At 66.5% G+C, this 13,440-nt stretch carries 14 protein-coding genes; 6 read left to right on the forward strand and 8 right to left on the reverse strand.

Features of this window, described 5'->3' with window-relative positions; translation table 11 throughout:
- Window positions 1-34: 34 nt before the first annotated feature.
- The 3 genes from AC5YGJ_RS10805 to AC5YGJ_RS10815 form a co-directional block, all read right to left on the reverse strand.
- Window positions 35-724 (reverse strand): methionine ABC transporter permease, encoded by a 690-nt coding sequence (locus AC5YGJ_RS10805; protein ID WP_057496544.1) that lies wholly within the window; start codon window positions 722-724, stop codon window positions 35-37.
- Window positions 721-1,728: a methionine ABC transporter ATP-binding protein gene (locus tag AC5YGJ_RS10810; RefSeq protein ID WP_496186532.1), complete on the reverse strand. Its 1,008-nt coding sequence runs from the start codon at window positions 1,726-1,728 to the stop codon at window positions 721-723. Before AC5YGJ_RS10810 ends, AC5YGJ_RS10805 begins: the two co-directional genes overlap by 4 nt.
- Before the next feature lie 211 nt (window positions 1,729-1,939).
- Entirely contained in the window at window positions 1,940-2,836 is an 897-nt protein-coding gene (locus AC5YGJ_RS10815; RefSeq protein ID WP_164136586.1) for a DMT family transporter, read from the reverse strand.
- Window positions 2,837-2,990: 154 nt separating this feature from the next.
- Between AC5YGJ_RS10815 and AC5YGJ_RS10820 the strand changes: the two genes are divergently transcribed.
- The 3 genes from AC5YGJ_RS10820 to AC5YGJ_RS10830 all read left to right on the forward strand — a co-directional run bounded on the left by AC5YGJ_RS10820 (window position 2,991) and on the right by AC5YGJ_RS10830 (window position 4,940).
- A complete protein-coding gene (locus AC5YGJ_RS10820) occupies window positions 2,991-3,473 on the forward strand; it encodes a YajQ family cyclic di-GMP-binding protein (RefSeq protein ID WP_006471121.1) in 483 nt (160 codons plus the stop codon).
- A gap of 100 nt (window positions 3,474-3,573) precedes the next feature.
- Window positions 3,574-4,140, forward strand: a complete 567-nt coding sequence (locus tag AC5YGJ_RS10825; RefSeq protein ID WP_496186533.1) for a DUF1415 domain-containing protein — start codon at window positions 3,574-3,576, stop codon at window positions 4,138-4,140.
- Window positions 4,137-4,940, forward strand: a complete 804-nt coding sequence (locus tag AC5YGJ_RS10830) for an SDR family oxidoreductase (RefSeq protein WP_496186534.1) — start codon at window positions 4,137-4,139, stop codon at window positions 4,938-4,940. The genes AC5YGJ_RS10825 and AC5YGJ_RS10830 overlap by 4 nt, the downstream gene beginning before the upstream one ends.
- Window positions 4,941-5,023: 83 nt before the next feature.
- Here AC5YGJ_RS10830 and AC5YGJ_RS10835 read toward each other — a convergent pair whose 3' ends face one another.
- Complete coding sequence (locus AC5YGJ_RS10835; RefSeq protein WP_496186535.1) at window positions 5,024-7,054, reverse strand: M3 family metallopeptidase; 2,031 nt, start codon at window positions 7,052-7,054, stop codon at window positions 5,024-5,026.
- Between the two features lie 170 nt (window positions 7,055-7,224).
- Between AC5YGJ_RS10835 and AC5YGJ_RS10840 the strand changes: the two genes are divergently transcribed.
- A complete protein-coding gene (locus tag AC5YGJ_RS10840; protein ID WP_249842792.1) occupies window positions 7,225-7,629 on the forward strand; it encodes a hypothetical protein in 405 nt (134 codons plus the stop codon).
- Window positions 7,630-7,719: 90 nt separating this feature from the next.
- Here the strand turns inward: AC5YGJ_RS10840 and AC5YGJ_RS10845 are convergent, their stop codons facing one another.
- Window positions 7,720-8,832 carry a PLP-dependent cysteine synthase family protein gene (locus tag AC5YGJ_RS10845; RefSeq protein ID WP_496186536.1) on the reverse strand — a complete coding sequence of 371 codons (1,113 nt, stop codon included), beginning with the start codon at window positions 8,830-8,832 and terminating at the stop codon, window positions 7,720-7,722.
- 124 nt (window positions 8,833-8,956) lie between these two features.
- On the opposite strand from AC5YGJ_RS10845, the gene gloA reads away from it, so the two are divergent.
- Both gloA and AC5YGJ_RS10855 read left to right on the forward strand, forming a co-directional pair.
- A complete protein-coding gene (gene gloA / locus AC5YGJ_RS10850) occupies window positions 8,957-9,475 on the forward strand; it encodes a lactoylglutathione lyase (RefSeq protein WP_249842790.1) in 519 nt (172 codons plus the stop codon).
- 124 nt (window positions 9,476-9,599) lie between these two features.
- On the forward strand, window positions 9,600-10,028 hold the full coding sequence (locus AC5YGJ_RS10855) for a VOC family protein (protein WP_309340005.1): 429 nt from the start codon (window positions 9,600-9,602) through the stop codon (window positions 10,026-10,028).
- 68 nt (window positions 10,029-10,096) lie between these two features.
- Here the strand turns inward: AC5YGJ_RS10855 and AC5YGJ_RS10860 are convergent, their stop codons facing one another.
- The 3 genes from AC5YGJ_RS10860 to AC5YGJ_RS10870 all read right to left on the reverse strand — a co-directional run bounded on the left by AC5YGJ_RS10860 (window position 10,097) and on the right by AC5YGJ_RS10870 (window position 13,238).
- Window positions 10,097-11,791 carry a hypothetical protein gene (locus AC5YGJ_RS10860; protein ID WP_496186537.1) on the reverse strand — a complete coding sequence of 565 codons (1,695 nt, stop codon included), beginning with the start codon at window positions 11,789-11,791 and terminating at the stop codon, window positions 10,097-10,099.
- 137 nt (window positions 11,792-11,928) lie between these two features.
- Window positions 11,929-12,360: a CBS domain-containing protein gene (locus AC5YGJ_RS10865; protein ID WP_164137747.1), complete on the reverse strand. Its 432-nt coding sequence runs from the start codon at window positions 12,358-12,360 to the stop codon at window positions 11,929-11,931.
- 416 nt (window positions 12,361-12,776) lie between these two features.
- The gene (locus tag AC5YGJ_RS10870) at window positions 12,777-13,238 is read right to left on the reverse strand and encodes a DUF2846 domain-containing protein (RefSeq protein WP_053518720.1); all 462 of its coding nucleotides are present in this window, start codon (window positions 13,236-13,238) and stop codon (window positions 12,777-12,779) included.
- Between the last annotated feature and the right edge of the window lie 202 nt (window positions 13,239-13,440).

Here is a 13,440-nt window from a genome sequence, read left to right on the forward strand (position 1 = left end):
CCGAACGAGATGCCGGGCACCGCCCGGCATTCTGTTATCTGCGGCTGTAATGCGCGACCAGGCGGTCGCCGAGCATCTGCAGCAGCTGCACCAGCACCAGCAGCAGCACCACGGTGACCAGCGCCACGTCGGTATGCGAACGCTGGTAGCCATCGCGGAAGGCCAGATCGCCCAGACCACCGGAACCGATCGCACCGCCCATCGCGGTGAAGCCGATCAGCGCCACGGTGGTGACCGTCGCACCGGCAATCAGGCCCGGACGCGCTTCCGGCAACAGCACACGGGTGACCAGCTGCCAGGTGGTGGCGCCCATTGCCTGGGTGGCTTCGATCACGCCACGGTCCACTTCGCGCAGCGCGGTCTCCACCAGCCGCGCGTAGAACGGCGCGGCACCAATGACCAGCGGCACGATCGCGCCGCGAACACCCAGCGAAGTTCCCATCAGCAACAGGGTGACCGGGATCAGCACGATCATCAGGATGATGAAGGGCACCGAGCGCAGCAGGTTCACCACCAGCGCCAGTACGCCATAGGCGAACGGCCGGCGCTTCATCTGCGGCGCGCCGAACAGGTACAGCAGCACGCCCAGCGGCAGGCCGATGGCCAGGGTCAGCGGCAGTGAACCGAGCAGCATCAGCAGGGTGTCGATAGTGGCCTGGCCGATGTCGGCCCACTTGCCCGCATCCAGATGGCGGAAGAAACCACCGGCAGTGGCGATGATCATCGACGCAGTTCCTCAACGTGCACGCCGGCAGCCACGAACGCGGCCTGCGCGGCGGACTGGTCACCGCCCACCAGGGCGACCACCAGCTGGCCATACGGGGTGTCCTTGATCCGGTCGATACGGCCGGACAGGATGTTGTAGTCGACGCCGGTCTGCCGCGCGACGCTGCCGAGCAACGGCTCGTAGGTGTCGGAGCCGAGGAAGGTCAGGCGCACGATGCGCCCGCCGACCACATCGAAATCACGGTGCAGCGCACCTTCATCGACATGCTCCGATTCGCTGACGAAACGGCGCGTGGTCGCATGCTGCGGATGCAGGAACACCCGGGTGACCGGCCCGGTCTCGACCATCTGCCCGGCGTCGAGCACGGCCACACGGTCGCAGACACGGCGGATCACATCCATCTCGTGGGTGATCAGCACGATGGTCAGGCCCAGCTCGCGATTGATCTTCGACAGCAGCGACAGCACCGAGGCGGTGGTCTGCGGGTCCAGCGCGCTGGTGGCCTCGTCGCACAACAGGATCTGCGGGCGCGTGGCCAGTGCGCGGGCGATGCCGACGCGCTGCTTCTGGCCACCGGACAGCTGTGCCGGGTACTTCTGCGCGTGCGCTTCCAGGCCAACGGTCTGCAGCAGCTCGGCCACACGCGCGTCGATCTCCGCCTTCGGCGTGCCGGCCAGTTCCAGCGGGAAGGCCACGTTGCCGGCCACCGTGCGCGAGGACAGCAGATTGAAGTGCTGGAAGATCATGCCGATGCGCCGGCGCAGCGCGCGCAGGCCATCGGCGTCCAATGCGGTGACATCCTCGCCGCCGATCAGCAGCCGGCCGCCGCTGGGTTCTTCCAGGCGGTTGATCATGCGGATCAGGGTCGACTTGCCCGCGCCGGAATGGCCGATGATGCCGAACACCTCGCCGGCCTCGATGGTCAGGTCCAGCGGTAGCAGCGCGCTGACTGCGCGGCCGGCAACGGCATAGGATTTGTGCAGGCGCTGGAACTCGATCACGGGCGTGGCTCACCGGCTGGGTGACGGAAGGGGGCGTGCAGCCTACCAGCGCCGGCGCTCGCGCGCCCGCGCCATGGGCCAGAATGTTATTCCTTTTGGTTCTAAGGCGCCCGTAACGCCTCGCGCCCGGTAGTGCCGGCCGCTGGCCGGCAACGACAGCGGTCCCTGCGGCGCAAGGAGTTGCCGGCCAGCGGCCGGCACTACCCCGGGTTCAGGGATGATCCAGTGGCTTCGGCGGTTCCTGCCGGTTGACCCGTTCGCGGTGCAGCAGGTACAGGCCCGAAGCCACGATGATCGCCGCACCCACCCAGGTGTAGCCGTCCGGCAGCTGGCCCCAGAAGGCCAGGTCCCAGCCGATCACCCAGACCAGGCCGCTGTACTCCAGCGGCGCGATCATCGACGCTTCGCCCAGCTGGAAGGCCTTGGTCAGGGCGATCTGGCCCAGCGCCCCGGCCAGCCCCATGCCGGCGATCAACGGCGCATGCGCCAGCTGCAGCGGCACCCAGCCGGGAAGGGCCAGCAGGCCGGCGCCGATCGCCATGATCACCAGGAACCAGACCACCATCGACTGCGAGGTGTCGGTGCGGGTCAGCAGGCTGACCGTGATCGCGGCCACGGCATAGGCCGTCGCTGCGGCCAGCACCATCAGCCCCGGCACCGAGATGAAGCCATCCACGCCCGGCCGCAGCACCACCAGCACGCCGATCAGGCCGATGCCGATGGCCACCCAGCGCCGCGGCCCGACCCGCTCACCCAGCAGCGGCACAGAGAGTGCAGCGATCAGCAGCGGCGCGACGAAATAGATGGTGTAGGCGGTGGACAGCGGCAGGTCGCGCAGGGCGAACACGAAGCAGCCGATCATCGCCATGCCCAGCGCGCCACGCAGCAGGTGCAGGCCCCAGCGCCGCGGCACCAGCGAGCGCGGCCCGGCACTGACCAGCACCCAGACCAGCACGAACGGCAATGAGGCCGCACCGCGCAGGAAGGTCACTTCCAGCGTGGGATAACTGGCCGACAGCTGCTTCATTCCAGCGTCCATCAGCGAGAAACAGGCGACCGCCGCGACCATCCAGGCCACCGCGCGCGAAGGGGAGCGTTGCACGTTCATGGCCCATTATCGCCCGGCCGTCGCCTTCTGTAGAGCCGAGCCCACGCTCGGCTGCTCTTCAGAAAGCAGCCGAGCATGGGCTCGGCTCTACAGAAGGCGGGTATGCGGCCCTCGCGATAGAATGGCCGCCACTGAATCCAGCGGAGCCGCGCCCATGCCTTCCTTCGACGTCGTGTCTGAAGTCGACACCCACGAGCTGACCAACGCCATCGACCAGGCCAACCGCGAACTGGCCACCCGCTTCGACTTCAAGGGCGTGGACGCCAAATTCGAGCGCGACGGTGATGTCATCAACCAGACCGCGCCGACCGAGTTCCAGCTCAAGCAGATGAACGACATCCTGCGCGCGCGTCTGGCCGCACGCGGCATCGACGTGCTGAGCCTGGAATTCGGCGACATCGAGACCAACCTGGCCCAGGCCCGGCAGAAGATCACCGTCAAGCAGGGCATCGAGCAGAAGATCGCCAAGAAGATCGCCGCCGCACTGAAGGACGCCAAGCTGAAGGTGGAAAGCCAGATCAACGGCGACAAGCTGCGCGTGCAGGGCAAGAAGCGCGACGACCTGCAGGATGCCATCGCCGTGCTCAAGGCCGGCAAGTTCGAGCTGCCGCTGCAGTTCAACAACTTCCGCGACTGAGGCGTCCGCCGGGCCTGACCGGCGCCGCCAGTGGCAGGCACGACGGCGCGTTGCCGGTCACACGCCTACAATGGCGGCCCCGCCAGCCGACGTGCCCGCCATGACCGATTCCCAGCTGCCCACCGATGACCCGATCGCCGCCACCCGCCTGTGGCTGGAGCGGATCGTGATCGGCCTGAACCTGTGCCCGTTCGCCAAGGCGGTGTACGTGAAGGAGCAGGTCCGCTTCGTGCTCAGCGATGCGACCACGCCCGAAGCACTGGTCGAGCAGCTGGCCGAGGAACTGGTGCTGCTGCGCGACACACCGGCCGAGCAGATCGACACCACGTTGATCGTGCACCCGCAGGTGCTGGCTGACTTCCTCGACTACAACGACTTCCTCGACAACGCCGACGCAGCCATCGAGGCGCTGGACCTGCAGGGCATCCTGCAGGTGGCCAGCTTCCATCCGGATTACCAGTTCGAAGGCGTGGCCGCCGACGATGCCAGCAACTACACCAACCGCGCGCCCTTCCCCACCCTGCACCTGCTGCGCGAAGCCAGCGTGGCGCGCGCGGTGGACGCGTTCCCCGATCCGGACGTGATCGTGGAGCGCAACATCCAGACCCTGGACCGCATCGGCGTGGACGGCTGGTATCGGCGCCTGCGCGGCGAAGACCTGTCATGAGCCGCGTGCCGCCGATTGCCGCGTGGCCGGCCGCGCCGCTGGCAGGCAAGGTGGTGCTGGTGACCGGTGGCGCCAACGGCATCGGCCGTGGCATCGCCCAGGCCGTACTCGGTGCCGGTGGACGCGTACTGATCGGCGACCTCGACGACGCGGCCGGACAGGCCTGCCTGGACGAATGGCAGCGCGATGAGGATGCCGCGTTCCAGCACCTGGACATCACCGACGAAGCCAGCGTCAGCATGTTCATCGCGATTGCGCAGCAGCGCTTCGGCCGCATCGACGGGCTGGTCAACAATGCCGGCATCGCCGGCCCGCACGGCACGCAGCTGCAGGACATGGCGTGGGACGAATGGCAGCGCCGCCTGTCCTCGCTGCATGGCGCCTTCCTGTGCAGCAAGCATGCACTGCCGGCGCTGTCGGCCAGCGCGGCGGGTGCGATCATCAACATCGCCTCCACCCGTGCCTGGCAGTCGGAAGCCCACAGCGAAGCCTATGCCGCAGCCAAGGGCGGGCTGGTGGCCTTCACCCATGCGCTGGCGATCAGCGCCGGGCCGGCGGTGCGGGTGAACAGCATCAGCCCTGGCTGGATCAGTACCACAGCCTGGCAGGCGCCCGCGCGCCGCCACGAACCTGATTACTCGGCCATCGACCACGCCCAGCACCCGGTCGGCCGCGTCGGCCAGCCCGAGGACATCGGCGCGTTGGCGGTGTACCTGCTGTCATCGCTGTCCGGGTTCAGCACCGGCCAGGATTTCATTGTCGACGGCGGCATGACCCGGAAGATGATCTACGCCGAATAGAGCACCGCTCTTCGGTGGGTGCGGACCTTGGTCCGCACCATTGCCAGAATGTGCCAACCAGGGTTGGCACCCACCACCGCGGTTTACGCCATGCCCGAGTGGCGCAGCAGCGCGTCGATCTGCGGGGCGCGACCACGGAAGGCCCTGAAGTTCTCCGCCGCCGGACGGCTGCCCCCCCGCGACAGGATCTCATCGCGGAACCGCGCACCGGTCTGCGCCAGGGCCTGCGGCGCTTCCTCGAACGCGGCGTAGGCATCGGCGCTGAGCACCTCGGCCCACTTGTAGCTGTAATACCCGGCCGCATAGCCGCCGGCGAAGATGTGGCTGAACTGATGCGGGAAGCGGTTCCAGACCGGCGGATGGTTCACCGCCACTTCGCCGCGCACGCGATCGAGCAGCGCCAGCACGCTGTCCTGCGCCGGCTCGTACTGGCTGTGCAGCAGCATGTCGAACAGACCGAATTCCAGCTGGCGCACGGTAGCCATGCCACTGTGGAAATTGCGCGCGGCCAGCATGCGCTCGTACAGCGCGCGCGGCAGGGGTTCGCCGGTTTCCACATGCGCCGTCATGCCCTGCAGGTGGTCCCACTCCCAGCAGAAGTTCTCCATGAACTGGCTGGGCAGTTCCACCGCATCCCATTCCACGCCGTTGATGCCGGCCACGCCCAGCTCGCCGATGCGGGTCAGCAGCTGATGCAGGCCATGGCCCATTTCATGGAACAGCGTGGTCACCTCGTTGTGGCTGAAGGTGGCCGGCTTGCCGTTCGCGCCGCGGCCGAAGTTGCACACCAGGTAGACCAGCGGCGTCTGCACGCTGCCATCGGTGCGCACGCGACGGTTGCGGCAATCATCCATCCAGGCGCCGCCGCGCTTGCCTTCGCGTGCGTACAGATCCAGGTAGAACTGGCCGACCAGCGCGCCCTGCGCATCGACCAGGCGGAAGAAGCGTACGTCCTCGTGCCAGACCGGTGCGCTGTCTTCCTGCACCTGCAGGCCGTACAGCTGCTCGATCACCGAGAACAGACCACCGAGCACCTTCGGCTCGGTGAAGTACTGCTTCACTTCCTGCTCGGAATAGCTGTAACGCGCCTGCTTCAGGCGGTCGGCAGCGAAGGCCAGGTCCCAGGCCTGCAGCTGCTCGATACCAAGCTGCTCGCGTGCGAACTGCTCCAGCTCGGCGCGGTCCTTGGCAGCGAACGGCTTGGCACGCACGGCCAGGTCGCGCAGGAAGCCGAGTACCTCGGCCGGGTCCTGCGCCATCTTGGTCGCCACCGAGTACTCGCCATACGAGCCGAAACCGAGCAGTGCCGCCAGTTCCGCCCGCAGGGCCAGGATGCGGTCGATGTTGCCGCTGTTGTCCAGCGCGTCGTCGCCGAATTCGGAGGCGCGCTGTGCACTGGCGCGGTACAGGATCTCGCGCAGGTCGCGGTCTTCGGCCCAGGTCTGCACCGGCAGGTAGCACGGCATCTGCAGGGTCAGTTTCCAGCCCTTGTTGCCGTCTTTTTCCGCTGCCGCATGCGCGGCGGCCTTCACGTCGTCCGGCACGCCAGCCAGGCGTGCCTCATCCTCGATGATCAACGACCACGCGTCGGTGGCATCGAGCACGTTCTGCGAAAACTTCGCCGACAGCGCCGACAGCTCTTCCTTGATCGCCGCGAAGCGCTGCTGCGCCTCCGGCGCCAGTTCGGCACCGCCCAGGCGGAAGTCACGCAGGGTGTTGTCCAGCACCTTGCGCTGGGCGTCGTCGAACGTCGCGGCCTCCGCGCTGGCAGCCAGTGCCTGGTACTGGCGATACAGCGCCAGGTTCTGGCCCAGCGCGCTGGCAAAGCGGGTCACCCGCGGCAGGTTGCTGTTGTAGGCCTCGCGCAGCTCGGGGGTGTTGACCACGCCCTGCAGATGGCCGACCAGGCCCCAGGCGCGCCACAGGCGCTCGGTGGCGTCATCCAGCGGGGCAACGAAGGTCTGCCAGGTGACCGGCTGCACCTGCTCGGCCGTGCTGACGGCGGCTTCGGCCTCGGCCAGCAGCACGTCCAGCGCCGGCGCCACATGCTCGGGGCGGATCGCCTCGAAGCGCGGCAGGCCGGAAAAATCGAGCAGGGGGTTGGCAACGGTCACGGCAGATCTCCAGGGTACGGGCCCGGCAGGCGGGCAGCCCGGTAGATATGGCGTTGCCAGGCAGGGCTGACAAGGGGGCACGGCCCGGCATTCACGTCGGCCTTACGGTTCGGCGCCGAAGCTCTGGCTGCGGGGGAGTCCGCAGCGGTAGGTACCGAAAGAGGCCCCACATGGAAGGTCTGGCTGCAGTTGCATCCGCCTCACCGGCACGATCGCTGGCGTTGTCCGCCAGCCCGGCCGAACTGACCTGGATCGCCGCGCTGTGCGATGCCGGCGACGACGCCCCACGCCACCTGCAACAGCTGCAGGCGGTACTGCAGCAGGGCGGCACCTTCAACGATGCGCAGGAGTGGTACCCGTTCGAAGTGGTCGAGCGCGGCGCCAGCCAGCTGCAGCTGGGCCACGAGCGCGAGTTCGTGATCTGCGTGCTGCTATGGCTGCAGGCGCTGGCCCAGGGCCGTGCCAGCGTGCTGGACCCGAGCCTGCACCTGGATGACCGCGCCATGGACATCGAGGCGCTGCCCGATGCGTTGCGCGATGCGGTGCTGGATGCGTTCACCGCGGCGGGGTATTGAGACGCCCTCGTGACCGTCGGGCGTGGCCCGGCGCTACCCGCCTGGCGTGACCGGTAGCGCCGGGCCATGCCCGACGACAACGTCGACCGGTTACAGCGCTTCCAGACTGCACCACGGCAGCTTGGGCAGCCCCTGCCCGGCCACTGCAGCGGCCAGCTGCGCGTCGGCGCCATCGACGTCGATGCCCTGGCGCACATACCACGCAGGATCGTAGTAGCTCTGCGCATAGCGCTCGCCGGCATCGCAGAGGATGCTGACGATGCTGCCCTGGTGACCGGCCTCTCGCATCCACTGTGCCGCCTGCAGCACGCCGATGAAGTTGGTGCCGGTGGAGCCGCCGACGCGACGCCCCAGCTGGCGGCTGACATGACGCATTGCGGCCAGGCTCAGTGCATCGGGTACCTTCACCATCGCATCGACGCAGGTCGGAATGAAGCTCGATTCCACCCGCGGCCGACCGATGCCCTCCACCCGTGACCCCCCGCTGCAGGTCCGGCCGCGCCAGTCCTGTTCTCCCGCCACAGCGGCCTGGTAGCCTTCGAAGAACACCGACACTTCCGGGTCCGCGCAGAGGATGCGGGTATCGTGCCGGCGGTAGCTGACGTAGCGGCCCAGCGTGGCCGCCGTGCCGCCGGTGCCCGGGCTGCACACGATCCACCCCGGAATCGGGCTGGGCTCTTCAGCCATCTGCTTGAAGATGGATTCGGCGATGTTGTTGTTGGCACGCCAGTCGGTGGCGCGCTCGGCATAGGTGAACTGGTCCATGAAGTGGCCGCCGGTTTCGCGGGCCAGCCTTTCCGATTCGCAGTTGAGGTCGCAGGCACGCTCGACCAGATGGCAGCGACCGCCATGGAATTCGATCGCCGCAATCTTCTCCGGCGAGGTCGTGGCCGGAATCACCGCGATGAACGGCAAACCGAGCAGGCGCGCGAAATAGGCTTCGGAGACGGCCGTCGATCCGCTGGACGCCTCGATCACCGGGCGCCCCTCGCGCAGCCAGCCGTTGGTCAGCGCATACAGGAACAGCGAGCGCGCCAACCGGTGCTTGAGGCTGCCGGTGGGATGGCTCGATTCATCCTTCAGGTACAGGTCGATGCCCTTGAACCCGGGCAGTGCCAGCGGAATCAGGTGGGTATCGGCGGAACGGTTGAAATCGGCTTCGATCTTGCGGATGGCGGCGGCCACCCATTCACGCTGCGACATGGCGGGCAATCGTTGTGAGGACGGAACGGTGCGATCCGTCCATTGTACGTCGCGGTGCCGTCAGGTGCCGGCCGGTAGAATGGCGCCATCCGGCCGGCAACGGCCCTGTCTGAAGGACTCCCCCATGACCATTCCCGCCCTGCGCGATGTCCCCGGCGTCGCCGCCCAGGCTCCGGCCGAAACCACCGGCTTCGTGTTCAACCACACCATGCTGCGGGTCAAGGACATCACCGCCTCGTTGGACTTCTACACCCGTGTGCTGGGCTACCAGCTGATCGACAAGCGCGATTTCCCGGAGGCCCAGTTCAGCCTGTACTTCCTGGCCTACGTGCCGGCCGGCGCGGTGGTGCCGGAAGACGATGCCCAGCGCCGACTGTGGATGGCCGGCCTGCCCGGCGTGCTGGAACTGACCCACAACCACGGCACCGAGACCCAGGACGGCGCGGTCTACCACGACGGCAACAGTGACCCGCGCGGTTTCGGCCACATCTGCGTATCGGTGCCGGACATCGAGGCCGCCTGCCAGCGCTTCGAGGCCCTCGGCGTCACCTTCCAGAAGCGCCTGACCGACGGCCGCATGAAGAACCTGGCCTTCATCAAGGACCCGGACGGCTACTGGGTCGAGATCATCGCCAACGCCTGACCCGGAAAGGGGCACAATTCCGGTAGCGCCGGGCCATGCCCGGCGGCCTTGAGCAGGCCGCGCTGCGCGCTCGCCGGGCACAGCCCGGCGCTACCGACTCCGCCCCCTTTTTTGCGAGGTTCGTATGGAAACGATGGAACTGCACCGTGGTCGCCTGATCGACCACATCCAGCTGGTGGTGCGTGATCTGGCCGCCAGCCGCCGCTTCTACCAGGCGGTGTTCGACACCATCGGCATCCCGATCGCCGGCGAAGGCGATGATTACTTCTGGGCCGACGAGCTGTTCATTTCCAGTGCCAGCAGCGAGGCCGCGGCCGGCCAGCTGACCGGTCGCCACCATCTGGCGTTCCAGGCACGCGACACCGCTACCGTGGAGGCCTTCCACACCGCCGCGATCGCCGCCGGCGGCACCGACAACGGCGCGCCGGGCGAGCGTCCCTACCACCCGGGCTACTACGGGGCGTTCGTGCTGGACCCGGATGGCAACAACATCGAGGTGGTCTACCACGGCCCGGCGAACTACAGCGCCGATTCGGTCAAGGTCACGTTCTAGCTAGGCCCTGGCTGCGATCGGAGCTGCTTGGTGCCGACGCGGTGCCCGCTTGGATGCGCGCAGCGCCTTCAGATCCCCAAGGCGCGCATATGCACACGGCCGGCCACCAGCTCCATCGAACTGGTGACGGCCAAGGGTGCCCACGCGGCCTGTCCGGCTCCCGCATAGATGCCGTGTTCGGACAGCAACGTGTGCACCACATCCATCGGATTGGCGACGCTCAGTGGTGAAGCAGCGCGCCGAAGGACCTCCTGCTCCCCAGGCCTTCTGACAGTGACGGCCGCGTCATCCAGTAGATTCCGCAGCGTCCGCCAGTCGTAAAGCGCGATGCCATCGTCGGTCACCTGCAGGTCAAGATGCGCGATGTTGTGAACCAGCAGGAAACTGCTGTTGGCGGCGGTCACGCCCGACAACCCGCGTGACGCCCACAGGGGCTCCAGCCGGCCATCTTCCAGGCAGGCCTTGGCCCCTCGCAACTGCCGCAGGCCATCGCTGAGATCCTTCTGCAGCGCCGCGACCACGCTGCCCAGATACCCCACCTCGCCCCTGGCGGCGTGTTTGGCCTGAATGAAGTAGTGATGCTGCAACAGCGAGTCGTGAAGGATGTATTCCACATCCAGATCGGCTGGCGGATCCTTCAGCACATGGTGCTTCTGGATTCCCTCGTGGACGGAATAGCGCTGCGGCTGGATCAGCTGGCGTTCCAGGCGGCTTCGGATATAGCTCTGTTCGAATCCATCACCGCCGATCAGCCTGCGCAGCAGCTCGGTCTCACCGACCGACTGCGCGAACTGCACCAGCACACAGCGCAGCGCCTTGTCCCAGCCTCCGGCCAGCATGTAGCCCGTCGGCCCCGGCACCACCATCCAATCGGTTCTCAATCCTTTTGACTGCCACGCCAGGATGGTCTGCAGGACATCATCCAGGTCTGCTTCGCGCAGCTGTGCTCGTCCAATGAACATCTCTCCTGCTCCATGGCGGGAAAGCATGAAAACGACCAGACGAGCAGCGTCATGGGCAAAGGCCATGCTTCTGTGCGAGGTGGCATCCGATTCCAGAAACGCCCAGGTAACGGTCAGTGCCCGGTCCAGTACCGCATGGGTCAGCAACTCATCCAGTTGCATGCAACGACCTGCGGCCTGAGCCGAGCACTCGGCAATGCGAACCATCAACGCCATCTCGCTGTTGCTGTCCAGCCACCGCGCGAACCAGACCTGCTTCAGCAGACCCAGGCTATGGTCATCGCCGGGTTCAAGCAGCAGCGATCCGTCACTCTGCCGGGAGGCGCACGCCAATCCGGAAAGCACCAGCGCAAGCGCCTCGCTCAGCAGCATGACCTGCAGGGTCTGGCATACAACGTCGTCCTGCGATGGATCGCCCGCTCCGCACTGTGCGAGCTCCAGCAGGTCGGAGAGGCGCTCCAGCTGGATCTGCGCCGATGCCTGCGCACATTGCGGGAACGGCTCCGCGCCGCCCTGCCCGTGCCGCACGCTGGTCGCGACGCGATCTACACAGGCAGCGGCAGGCAGAATGATGGAGAGCCGATCGTGCAACTTTGCATGCAGTGCCGGCAACAGCGGCAATACGGCCGCCCGCTGTGCGTCGTACCAGCGCGCAAGCTCACACAATGCGTCGTAGTCCGGGCGTGTTTCAAGCAACCGGCGCAGATGCCTCTCAATGCTGTCCACCGCGCGGAACTCCAGCGGCCGCTTCAGCAGGCTATGCAGCGGGCCCAGTAATTCCCTTCTCGCATTCTGGAACATTCCATTTCCTCTCGCTGTCTGCAACATGCACGCGCACGCCTGATCAGACTAGCCGAATCAAAGCGCGCACAGGAAAACGGCCAGGTGCATCCGCACCCGGCCGTTGTTCTGCTACCAGCGCGGCTTCTGTTGCAGCGTCAATGCGCCGCCATGTAGATGTCCTGCAGCACGGCCTTTTCCAGCTCCAGTTCGCCCAGCAGGTTCTTCACGATGTCGCCCAGGCTGAGGATGCCGACCAGGCGCGTGCCGTCGGTAACCATCAGATGACGGCGCCGCGAGTACGTCATCAGCGACATGGCCTGCTTCAGCGTGGCCTCCGGCGCGATGCCTTCCAGACCGGTGGAGGGCACGCTGGAAATCACCCGGCGCCCGGCCTGCGGGCCGTCATCGGCCAGGGTACGCACGATGTCCTTTTCGGAGATGATGCCGACCGGGGCATCGTCCTTCATCACCACCAGGGCAGCGATCTTGTTCGCGCTCATCTTGTGGGCGGCGGCACCGATGGTGTCTTCCGCATCAATGGTGATGACAGCTTCTTTCTTGGATTGCAGGAGTTCGCGGACGTTCATTCTTGTTTCCTGGTGCAGGTAACTGAAGTCAAAAAAGTGTGCTCTTCCGATGCGCCCCCTCCCCGGGAACAGACCTTTCAGCGCACGTCTGGCGCACCGGCTGCGCGCTCCTGGATCGGACCGGCAGACCACGTGCTGCAACGCCAACGAGGCGGGTCCGGCAGCGCAACCCGTATCTCGGTCGGATCGATTCTACGACTGCCGACCACGGCCACTATCGGCACCGATGGGACAGTTCGTCGTGGGAACCCACCGACGATCCAGAGAATGGCACCGCCGCTGAAACCGAGGCTGAACACCGGCGGCTCCGCGCACTCAAGATTGATCTTCCGCGGCCGGGCACGGACAGAACGGCCCTGCGCCGTCCCACTTCGGGCGGGCCGGCGAAAGGCGCAGCCTCCCGCCGGCCACCGGGGTTACTTCGAGCAACGCCCGTTCTGGGCCATCTTCAGCTGCATCACCTGGCTGCGGCCTTCCGCTTCCGGAACCACGGTCAGCTTCGCGCCGCCAACGAACACGCCCATCTTGATCGACTGCTGGATGAAGTAGTTGCGACCGGCTTCGGTAAAGAGCTTGAGGTCGTTGGGCGAGAACTCCGACTCGGTGGAGATCACATGTTCCTGGTCACCGGCAACCTGGGTATAGAAGAACACCTTGTCGGCGGTTTCGCCCAGGCACTGCCCATCGATCAGCACGTCCTTCTTCAGTGCCTTGCCGACGAAACTGTTGCGGAACACGTACACCCCGGACTTGCCGTCCTGCGGTGCCGGGAAGGTCTTGGCCGTGTCCACCACGCTCTTCTCGGTCATCGGAACGCTGGCGCAACCGGACAGCGCACTGATTGCCACCGCCAACGCGACTCCATGCAGCTTTTTCATCTACAGCCCCTGTAATGCGCGCCATCGCGCGCGGAATGGACATGGCCAGGCACACCCGTTGCGGGTGTGCACTGCCAATAGTGAAATGAAGCTCCGGCATCACTGTGCAGGGCATGGATCGTCGCATGGCAGCCTGCACAGGCATCCTCCGTGATGCGCGGGTTCGGCCGCAGAGAATGCCATGCCGGCATGAAAAAAGGGC

It is taken from the genome of Stenotrophomonas sp. CS3K5 (assembly GCF_059515225.1).

What these genes read in the sequence shown, in the direction of transcription:
- AC5YGJ_RS10805 (WP_057496544.1), bottom strand. Translation starts at nt 724, where the DNA reads ATGATCATCGCCACTGCCGGTGGTTTCTTCCGCCATCTGGATGCGGGC.
- AC5YGJ_RS10815 (WP_164136586.1), bottom strand. Translation starts at nt 2,836, where the DNA reads ATGAACGTGCAACGCTCCCCTTCGCGCGCGGTGGCCTGGATGGTCGCG.
- AC5YGJ_RS10820 (WP_006471121.1), top strand. Translation starts at nt 2,991, where the DNA reads ATGCCTTCCTTCGACGTCGTGTCTGAAGTCGACACCCACGAGCTGACC.
- AC5YGJ_RS10825 (WP_496186533.1), top strand. Translation starts at nt 3,574, where the DNA reads ATGACCGATTCCCAGCTGCCCACCGATGACCCGATCGCCGCCACCCGC.
- AC5YGJ_RS10830 (WP_496186534.1), top strand. Translation starts at nt 4,137, where the DNA reads ATGAGCCGCGTGCCGCCGATTGCCGCGTGGCCGGCCGCGCCGCTGGCA.
- AC5YGJ_RS10840 (WP_249842792.1), top strand. Translation starts at nt 7,225, where the DNA reads ATGGAAGGTCTGGCTGCAGTTGCATCCGCCTCACCGGCACGATCGCTG.
- AC5YGJ_RS10845 (WP_496186536.1), bottom strand. Translation starts at nt 8,832, where the DNA reads ATGTCGCAGCGTGAATGGGTGGCCGCCGCCATCCGCAAGATCGAAGCC.
- gloA (WP_249842790.1), top strand. Translation starts at nt 8,957, where the DNA reads ATGACCATTCCCGCCCTGCGCGATGTCCCCGGCGTCGCCGCCCAGGCT.
- AC5YGJ_RS10855 (WP_309340005.1), top strand. Translation starts at nt 9,600, where the DNA reads ATGGAAACGATGGAACTGCACCGTGGTCGCCTGATCGACCACATCCAG.
- AC5YGJ_RS10860 (WP_496186537.1), bottom strand. Translation starts at nt 11,791, where the DNA reads ATGTTCCAGAATGCGAGAAGGGAATTACTGGGCCCGCTGCATAGCCTG.
- AC5YGJ_RS10865 (WP_164137747.1), bottom strand. Translation starts at nt 12,360, where the DNA reads ATGAACGTCCGCGAACTCCTGCAATCCAAGAAAGAAGCTGTCATCACC.
- AC5YGJ_RS10870 (WP_053518720.1), bottom strand. Translation starts at nt 13,238, where the DNA reads ATGAAAAAGCTGCATGGAGTCGCGTTGGCGGTGGCAATCAGTGCGCTG.